The organism is Bacillus sp. JJ783, assembly GCF_036963225.1.
Lineage (GTDB): Bacteria > Bacillota > Bacilli > Bacillales > Bacillaceae_G > Bacillus_A > Bacillus_A cereus_U.
This window is the reverse complement of record NZ_JBALMG010000009.1, coordinates 46539-54037: the sequence shown is the minus strand read 5'-3', so window position 1 is coordinate 54037 and position 7499 is coordinate 46539. Positions and strand designations below refer to the sequence as shown.

Here is a 7499-nt window from a genome sequence, read left to right as displayed (position 1 = left end):
TTACTTTTATAGTATTTATTACATTACTCTTCCAATTTCTTGTATTTTTCATTATTATATTAATATATCAATAAAAAACGAGGGACATATTACATGAATCCATCCAAAATTGACTTCGGCTCCATAGAGCAACCTTTCTTCCTATTAATTTTATATCTTATCGCAATTCTTTTAACACTCTGCATTACATTTAGTATATGTCATTCCCTTTTACTAAATTTAAATGCACCGAGATGGGTAGCAAAACTATTAGCTATCGTATTAACTCTAGGTGTTGCTTATCAAGTATTTATGAACTTATTTTAATATATTACCGTCTAAATAACTTAAACTAAAAGGCCCTACCATAAGGTAGAGCCTTTTTTAAAAAAATAGTCCATAAATCACAAACATGTCTTTTATTTTATTGGAGATGGGAATCTTGCAGCTTCAAAATGCGTACTAATAAATCCTGGATCATTTTGTATAATCAGTCCATCTACATCACTCTCAGCAAAAATTTCAACTACATCTCCTGCATGTAATTGAAGTATTGTTGAAACAGCTACGACATTTGCAAAATTGGGTGGACCAAAAAAGTCATTATCTATCGCTATAGCTGGATTATCATTTACCCGAATTTCTACACGCGCTCTATAATTCGTATTACTATCATTAGGTGCAAAGCTGATTGTACCAATAATAGAATAAACTCTGATGTTACTGGATTATATTCATTCGCTAAATCAAACTGTTCATTTGGGAATAATACTTTAACAAAAGTATTTGCAGTGACATTTTGATCTACTGTACTAACAGCTCTAAAAGCAGATGCCCTTACAAGCTTATCTTTCTCATTATCACAACACTTATCGTAATAATCCGTACACTTCTTACAACAAGTATGCTGTGTCTTTTTATAGCCATTGCAATGCTTACAATAATAATAGGACATATTTATATCCCCTTTCTAAATCTATTGTTGTATACTATGCAAAATAAATTTAAAAAGTTTGGACGAGCTATTGCTATTATGAAATTAAAAAAACTCCACCGAAAAGCAGAGTTAATAAAATTTTTTCCTTTTTAATATTTATACAATTGGAGATGGGAATCTTGCAGCCTCAAAATGAGAACCATCTTCTGTACTACTAATAACCCCATCTATACTACTTTGTGCAAAAATCTCGACAATATCACCTGCATGTAATTGAAGTATTGTTGAAACACTTACAACATTACCGAAATTTATTGGACCAAAAAAGTCGTTATCAATAGCAATTGCCGCATTTCCATTCACTCGAACCTCTACACGTGCTCTATAGTTTAAATTTGTATCGTTTGGAAAGAAACCAATCGTTCCAATTACGGAATAAACGCCTCTAGTCTTCGGAGTAAAATCTGATGTTGCTGGGTTATATTCGTTCGCTAAATCAAATTGTTCATTTTGAAATAATACTTTAACAAAAGTATTGGCTGGAAGGTTTTGATTAACTGTATTTACAGCTCTAAAGGCAGATGCTCTTACAAGGTTATTCTCCTTATGATCGCAAGAACAGTCATCACATCTTTTACCGCACTTATTATAATACTCACTTCTTTTTTTACAGCAATCATGATTTTTCTTTTGGTAACTCTCACAATTCTTACAGTAGTAATAACAAGACATATATAGCGCTCCTTTCTACTCTATTACTGCATACTATGTATGCTAAACTTGAAAAAATTGGACAAGTTGTTGCTATTACAAAAAATAAAAATGCTCCACCATAAGGCAGAGCGAAGAGAAAGTATAACTTTTAAAAACAAAGCACTCATATAATATTCCGGTTATATGAGTAATACAAATTATCTAGTTTCATCAACTCGGATTTTCAGAAAAAAAATCCTCCGTTCGGGCTATACAATGGATTAATTTTACACTTGTATTCAAATCTAATAAACTATTTACTATATTTTGGTTTTAATTGTTGATTGTTCGATTCAATCATTCCTGACCGACTTACCAGTGTAGCTGGGTAGTAAAGGATGGTTTGTTGGCATCTTGTATGCTGGCACACTTTCCTGCTCCATTTCTGAAGTACTTAACTTCTTAGTTAAGAAAAAACTTGTAACGGAGATGATGCTTATGCTATTCCATTTCGCTACAATCCTAGGTGCCTTGGCACTTTCTCAGGAATCCATGGTGGGCAGATAGAATAGCAAGTGTAACAAGGCTTAATGTTCGGAATGCGTCACCAATTATATTACTAAAGTAGTATCTTTAATGATGCATTCCTTGGCCTAGGATGTTCTCGTTTTATAACACCCTACATTGCTGCTGCCCTCTTGAATTTATTATCCCCCCTCCGCTACGCTCATTTCTGGTAAGTTTTCTCTGACTAATTGTTCAGCAAATGGTGGCGGTACCGCGTTTCCGCATCTGGCAACTTGTTCTGTTTTCGGATAAGGCTTCCCGTAAAAATCATGATCAATAATGTAGTTGCTTGGGAATCCTTACGCTGCATATAACTCATGAGGTTGTAACATTCTCATTCCAATATCTAAAATTTTACAATTGTTCCCTAGATACGAATCATTTCTTATAAGGACGCTCTGTACTTGCGCCCTAATATAATAAATACTCAAATTTATTCCCCCGTATATTTTTATAAATTGTATACAGTTCCATATGGAATTGTTGAAACAGAAATTCCGTATGGTGTAATATGATGCATTGGGTAATAATACTCCATAGATGAATAGTACGGTTGTATGCCTTGTTGCATTTGCTGCTGTGCTTGTAACGCTTGTTGAACAGCTTGAATTGTACTTTGTGCTCCGCTATACGTAATACCCGCCGTACCATACGGACGCATTCTATCTCCGGTATCAAAATATGAATAAAACATTAGTATTCAACTCACTTCCATATAAGTTATTACAAAGTATGTTATGATTCTTAATTTCAGTGAGTGTTAAAAACTAGTCCACTAGCTTTTATTCAAATAGCGTTTTTGCTCACCTTCCTTCTTTTGATCCTCAATTTTCCCAAAATATTCAGACGATATTTTACATTCAAGGCCAATCTTCTCACCGACAATCAATCGGTCTACATTTGCAATCATCCACGGGTATTCAGGATGCTGCAGGATTGCATTTCTGCGTTGTACCTTTAAATTCGTACGCTTGGAAAATTCTTTTGCAACTACCTCTTCCAAAACGTTTCCGAAATATGCCGATTCACTTTGTAAATCTTTCTTTTCAATCGCTTGTGTTTTTTCAAAGAATACTTGAACTGCTGATTTTCATTAATTTAAACCTGCGATTGTAGAAACATCTGAGCCACCAATAGCTTGCAACCACTGAGCGTGGTCCATGTTTAGTGTGTTAACCAATACTTTTACTTGCATGTTCTATTCACTCACCTTCCATATTATACTGATACCAACATATATTTTTTTATGAGGACTCATTGCCGTGAGTCCTTTTTTATTGCCCCAAATACTTTTGTAACAATTCCAACGCTTCATTAATGCTCCTATTCACACCCTCAGGTTCCGCGCCTTCTGGATATTCCTCTAAAATCATTACCGCTCGACTGATGGCATCTTGTAACTTTTCGGCATCGATAGACGTTGTCATGATACCTTCTTGCTCCTGGGGATCAGCTTTGCCGTAGCCATTGTGCATGGACATTGGGTTTTCTAGCATCTAGCTCACCTCCTTGAAAAATGCAGGATTTTCCTTTCCATTATCGAATTAGTAATGTTTGAAAAGGGGGTGTAATATGGCAGAAATTAAAGTAGGACTTACACAATTTCTAGACTTCACACTGAAAAGTAGTGCAGCTAAAACAAACTTTGTAAAAAATCTAAAATCTCAACCGGAATACCAACCAGCTTTTGATTACTGGAAACAATTACGAGATACTGTTATTAAATTTCATCAAAACGAACTACCTTTTGAATGTTTCGAAACATTAGTACAAACGGTTGATCAAAGGAAAACGCAAAACTATATCGATGTCATAAAACAGTACAAAAAATTTATTAAAAACAAAGACGTCTCTTGGTTCGATCCAGGTAAATTACATTGGATATCAGATGATTTAATCGTCCGCTCATCACCTGAACTCGGTTTGCTCATTAATGATGAGCCGCATCTTATCAAACTGTTTTTCAAAGGAAAGAAAGAGCGAATTGATAAATACAACATCAACTCAACGCTGACATTATTAAACGAATCAACATTTTCAAATGAACATAACGATGTGAATTATACGGTTCTTAACATCCAAAAGAACCGAATGTATACGAATAACTCTATTAATAATGATCATTTAATAGCACTTGAATCAGAAGCTAACCAGCTTTGTTATATATGGAATAAGATGTAAAGGGTACTATTCATCTCTTTCAATACCTTGTTCATGCATAATTTGGGCACAATTTTCACAAATCGAATCAGTTTCGTTTAATTGAAGCTCACCTTCTTGTTCCTCACAAACAATGCAGGGTGGGCGTTTTTTTCGAAAATAGTTTCTTTAACCATTTCCGCATCCTAACTCACCTCCTCCGAAAGAGTGATATAATGAGCTCTTTCCACTAAATCAGCGTCAACCCCCTAGTTTTTTAATCGATGAAGAAGTTCTTTGTTTTTTAGAACATGCAAAAGAAAACCGTTATTATATCGCTTATCTTCTTGCTATTACATGTGGAATGCGTAAAGGTGAAATCTTAGGTCTACAATGGAAAGATATTGATTTTGAGAGACGAACGTTATCTGTTAACCGTTCCCTCTCTCACATTACAAAGGGATTCCATGAACTAAAAGCCTCTTCAGGAAAGAGATTGCTGATTTTGCCTGACATTACTTTAATGGCACTAAATGACCATCTGCAAAAAATCTCTGAGGAAAAAGAGCGATATGGTGAACGCTATAATGACTGCGATTTGGTCTGCCGTTTCAGAAGTTTGACACAGCTCATGAAAAAGCTTATAAAGAAAAGTGAAGTTCCTAATATTCGTTTCCAGGATCTAAGGCGTACATCCGAAGATTGTAAGTGAACGATTAGGACATAAAAGAGTAGGTATCACACTGGAACCTACTCACATGTTGTACCAGGACTTCAGGAAACTGCGGTGGATCAATTTGCAAACGAATTATTCGGAAAGAAAAACTTTCGTTAGAAGTTTTCGTTTTTAGGCAAAAACACCGCCTAAATAACCCCAAATATTATAAGTGAAAAAGGAGCAACAAAACATGAGAGAAATCAAGTCTGACAAGGAATTCAAAGACATCATCGCAAGCGAGGAGCCAGTAGTTGTTAAGTTCTTTACTACATGGTGCCCAGATTGCGTGCGTATGGACAACTTTATCGGAGATGTAATGGAAGAGTTCAATAAGTTTGAATGGTATTCTATTAATAAAGATGAGTTCCCAAGTATTGCTGAAGAGTATCAAGTAATGGGTATTCCAAGCCTACTTGTATATCAAAATGGCGAAAAGTTAGGTCACTTACATAGTGCAAATGCAAAAACGGAAGAGCAAGTTACTGAGTTTTTAGAAGCATACTAAGAAACGAAAAACCTCTGAAAAATCATCAGAGGTTTTTTTCGTTTTCAAATTGTTCTTTGCCTTTGTCTCTTTATGGAAGATGAACATTTTTATGCTTTTCTCCTCTTCTTAATCGAGAATTTTTTTATCATTTCTTATATATTACTCACACAGGGAATTACAAAAAGTCATTTTGTGAAAAATATATATGAAAGAAATTATGAGAATCATTATTCTCGCCCTCTTTCCTTTTGCCATAATCATCATTAATTGTTTAATAAATTTCCACTTTGTACTTTTCAACATATTTTTCCTTAACGAAACTTTGTTATCCCCTTCTTAAAAAGCTATAAAACGTCAACAATGTTTGTATAGACCCACACGAGTTTCGTTTGATACTCTATGTATAGAAAGAAATTCCCTGTAGAAAGGCGAGTGATTAAAATGGATTCTCTTTCTCATAAAGAAGCTGATAAAGGTGCTATTGTCAGCATTATAGCCTACATATTTTTATCCTCTTTGAAAATCATCATCAGTTATATTACCCTCTCTAGCGCATTACGTGCTGATGGTTTGAATAACTTAACGGATATTGGTGCTTCTTTAGCAATATTAATTGGCCTAAAAATTTCTCGTAAGCCTCGTGACCCAGATCATCCATATGGGCATTCACGCGCAGAACAAATCGCATCACTTGTTGCTTCCTTTATTATGGCAACAGTCGGATTAGAAGTTGTGATTAGTGCAATTCAATCGTTTTTAAATCCGAAACACGCAGCGCCTAATGTACTCGCTGCGTGGGTTGCTTTATTTTCTGCCGTCGTAATGTATTTCGTATATAAGTATACGAAAAAGATTGCGATTCAAACAAAGAGTAAGTCGTTAGAAGCCGCTGCAAAAGATAATTTATCAGATGCTCTCGTAAGTATTGGTACAGTAATAGGTATTGTCGGATCACAGTTCAAAATGCCTATTTTAGACCCTATTGCTGCTTTAATTGTCGGTCTTATTATTTGTAAGACTGCATGGGAAATTTTCGTAGAAGCTTCTCATATGCTAACGGATGGAATCGATCCTGAGAAAATGGATGAATATGCTGATGCTATCGAGCATATTTCAGGTGTAGAACATATTGTAGATATTCGCGCTCGTATGTATGGGAATCAAACGTATGTAGATATTACAATTGAAGTAGATGCTCGAATGGATGTTAGCGAAAGCCATTGTATTACTGACAATATTGAAGATATGCTTCGAAAGAAATTCGGAATTTACCATGCTCATATTCATGTGGAGCCCATGCAAAAAGAACCTATTATGACATAGGTTCTTTTTTAATGAACGCCTTATGAAATATAACACATAAAACGAGCCAGCTACCGCCAGCTGCCCATCCAGCTAATATGTCAGATGGATAGTGCACGCCAAGATAAATTCGGCTAACTGAAATAGATAATACAACGAAGCTTGCTATAAAAATAATCAGCAACTTTTTATGCAATGAAATACGATCTTCTGTAATTGTGACGTATGCAATAAATCCTAAAAAAGCAGTAGCGTTCATCGTATGACCGCTCGGAAAGCTATATCCAGTTGCTGTAACAAGCTGCGTCACATCAGGTCTTGCTCGTTCGTACCATAGTTTGAGCATACTGTTCAAATAACGTGATCCGTAATAATTAATTGTTAGAAGTAATGCACTTAATATTTTTTTTCTAAGAAGAAAATACATTACAAGTATAATGAGTAACGGGAAATATATTCTTTTTGAACCGATAAAGGATACCCAAGTAAAATAGGTTGTCAAATAATCGTTTCGGAAACTTTGAATAAAGTGTGCGACTACATTATCAAATTTTTCAATACAAGCGGTATGATACGAAAGTGATAGTGCGACAAAACAAATGAGTAGTGTACAACTTAACAAGTATAAATGTCGGTATCGTTTCACATACATAACCTCACTATGCAAAAAAATGGAG

Annotated in this window: 8 protein-coding genes and 5 pseudogenes; 6 read left to right on the top strand and 7 right to left on the bottom strand. The window is 35.0% G+C overall.

Translation table 11 applies throughout. The annotated features are described in order from the left end of the window. Positions 1-93 precede the first annotated feature (93 nt). Complete coding sequence (locus V7038_RS02490; protein WP_002200596.1) at positions 94-306, top strand: hypothetical protein; 213 nt, start codon at positions 94-96, stop codon at positions 304-306. A 92-nt stretch (positions 307-398) separates the two neighbouring features. On the opposite strand, the pseudogene V7038_RS02485 reads toward V7038_RS02490, so the two are convergent. The 6 genes and pseudogenes from V7038_RS02485 to V7038_RS02460 form a co-directional block, all read right to left on the bottom strand. Further along, positions 399-934: pseudogene (locus V7038_RS02485) on the bottom strand (ABC transporter permease). Between the two features lie 138 nt (positions 935-1072). Beyond that, positions 1073-1648 (bottom strand): C1q-like domain-containing protein, encoded by a 576-nt coding sequence (locus tag V7038_RS02480; RefSeq protein WP_002157954.1) that lies wholly within the window; start codon positions 1646-1648, stop codon positions 1073-1075. A 668-nt stretch (positions 1649-2316) separates the two neighbouring features. Then, positions 2317-2544, bottom strand: a pseudogene (locus V7038_RS02475) (DNA cytosine methyltransferase); the annotation flags it as partial. Between the two features lie 83 nt (positions 2545-2627). Continuing rightward, positions 2628-2870, bottom strand: coding sequence for a DUF3947 family protein (locus V7038_RS02470; RefSeq protein ID WP_070128329.1), 243 nt, complete (start codon positions 2868-2870; stop codon positions 2628-2630). Between the two features lie 108 nt (positions 2871-2978). Next, positions 2979-3371: pseudogene (locus V7038_RS02465) on the bottom strand (lambda-exonuclease family protein); the annotation flags it as partial. 79 nt (positions 3372-3450) lie between these two features. Beyond that, positions 3451-3672 carry a hypothetical protein gene (locus V7038_RS02460; protein WP_335468966.1) on the bottom strand — a complete coding sequence of 74 codons (222 nt, stop codon included), beginning with the start codon at positions 3670-3672 and terminating at the stop codon, positions 3451-3453. 76 nt (positions 3673-3748) lie between these two features. On the opposite strand from V7038_RS02460, the gene V7038_RS02455 reads away from it, so the two are divergent. The 5 genes and pseudogenes from V7038_RS02455 to V7038_RS02435 all read left to right on the top strand — a co-directional run bounded on the left by V7038_RS02455 (position 3749) and on the right by V7038_RS02435 (position 6843). Beyond that, positions 3749-4357: a hypothetical protein gene (locus V7038_RS02455; protein WP_335468963.1), complete on the top strand. Its 609-nt coding sequence runs from the start codon at positions 3749-3751 to the stop codon at positions 4355-4357. 238 nt (positions 4358-4595) lie between these two features. Next, a pseudogene (locus V7038_RS29480) lies at positions 4596-4727 on the top strand (site-specific integrase); the annotation flags it as partial. Between the two features lie 111 nt (positions 4728-4838). Then, a pseudogene (locus V7038_RS02445) lies at positions 4839-5150 on the top strand (site-specific integrase). A 73-nt stretch (positions 5151-5223) separates the two neighbouring features. Continuing rightward, positions 5224-5538, top strand: a complete 315-nt coding sequence (locus V7038_RS02440) for a thioredoxin family protein (RefSeq protein ID WP_001206934.1) — start codon at positions 5224-5226, stop codon at positions 5536-5538. 423 nt (positions 5539-5961) lie between these two features. After that, positions 5962-6843: a cation diffusion facilitator family transporter gene (locus tag V7038_RS02435; protein WP_002202110.1), complete on the top strand. Its 882-nt coding sequence runs from the start codon at positions 5962-5964 to the stop codon at positions 6841-6843. Here V7038_RS02435 and V7038_RS02430 read toward each other — a convergent pair. Then, on the bottom strand, positions 6833-7468 hold the full coding sequence (locus V7038_RS02430; protein ID WP_002148169.1) for a phosphatase PAP2 family protein: 636 nt from the start codon (positions 7466-7468) through the stop codon (positions 6833-6835). The genes V7038_RS02435 and V7038_RS02430 overlap by 11 nt on opposite strands. Between the last annotated feature and the right edge of the window lie 31 nt (positions 7469-7499).

What these genes read in the sequence shown, in the direction of transcription:
- V7038_RS02490 (WP_002200596.1), top strand. Translation starts at nt 94, where the DNA reads ATGAATCCATCCAAAATTGACTTCGGCTCCATAGAGCAACCTTTCTTC.
- V7038_RS02480 (WP_002157954.1), bottom strand. Translation starts at nt 1,648, where the DNA reads ATGTCTTGTTATTACTACTGTAAGAATTGTGAGAGTTACCAAAAGAAA.
- V7038_RS02470 (WP_070128329.1), bottom strand. Translation starts at nt 2,870, where the DNA reads ATGTTTTATTCATATTTTGATACCGGAGATAGAATGCGTCCGTATGGT.
- V7038_RS02460 (WP_335468966.1), bottom strand. Translation starts at nt 3,672, where the DNA reads ATGCTAGAAAACCCAATGTCCATGCACAATGGCTACGGCAAAGCTGAT.
- V7038_RS02455 (WP_335468963.1), top strand. Translation starts at nt 3,749, where the DNA reads ATGGCAGAAATTAAAGTAGGACTTACACAATTTCTAGACTTCACACTG.
- V7038_RS02440 (WP_001206934.1), top strand. Translation starts at nt 5,224, where the DNA reads ATGAGAGAAATCAAGTCTGACAAGGAATTCAAAGACATCATCGCAAGC.
- V7038_RS02435 (WP_002202110.1), top strand. Translation starts at nt 5,962, where the DNA reads ATGGATTCTCTTTCTCATAAAGAAGCTGATAAAGGTGCTATTGTCAGC.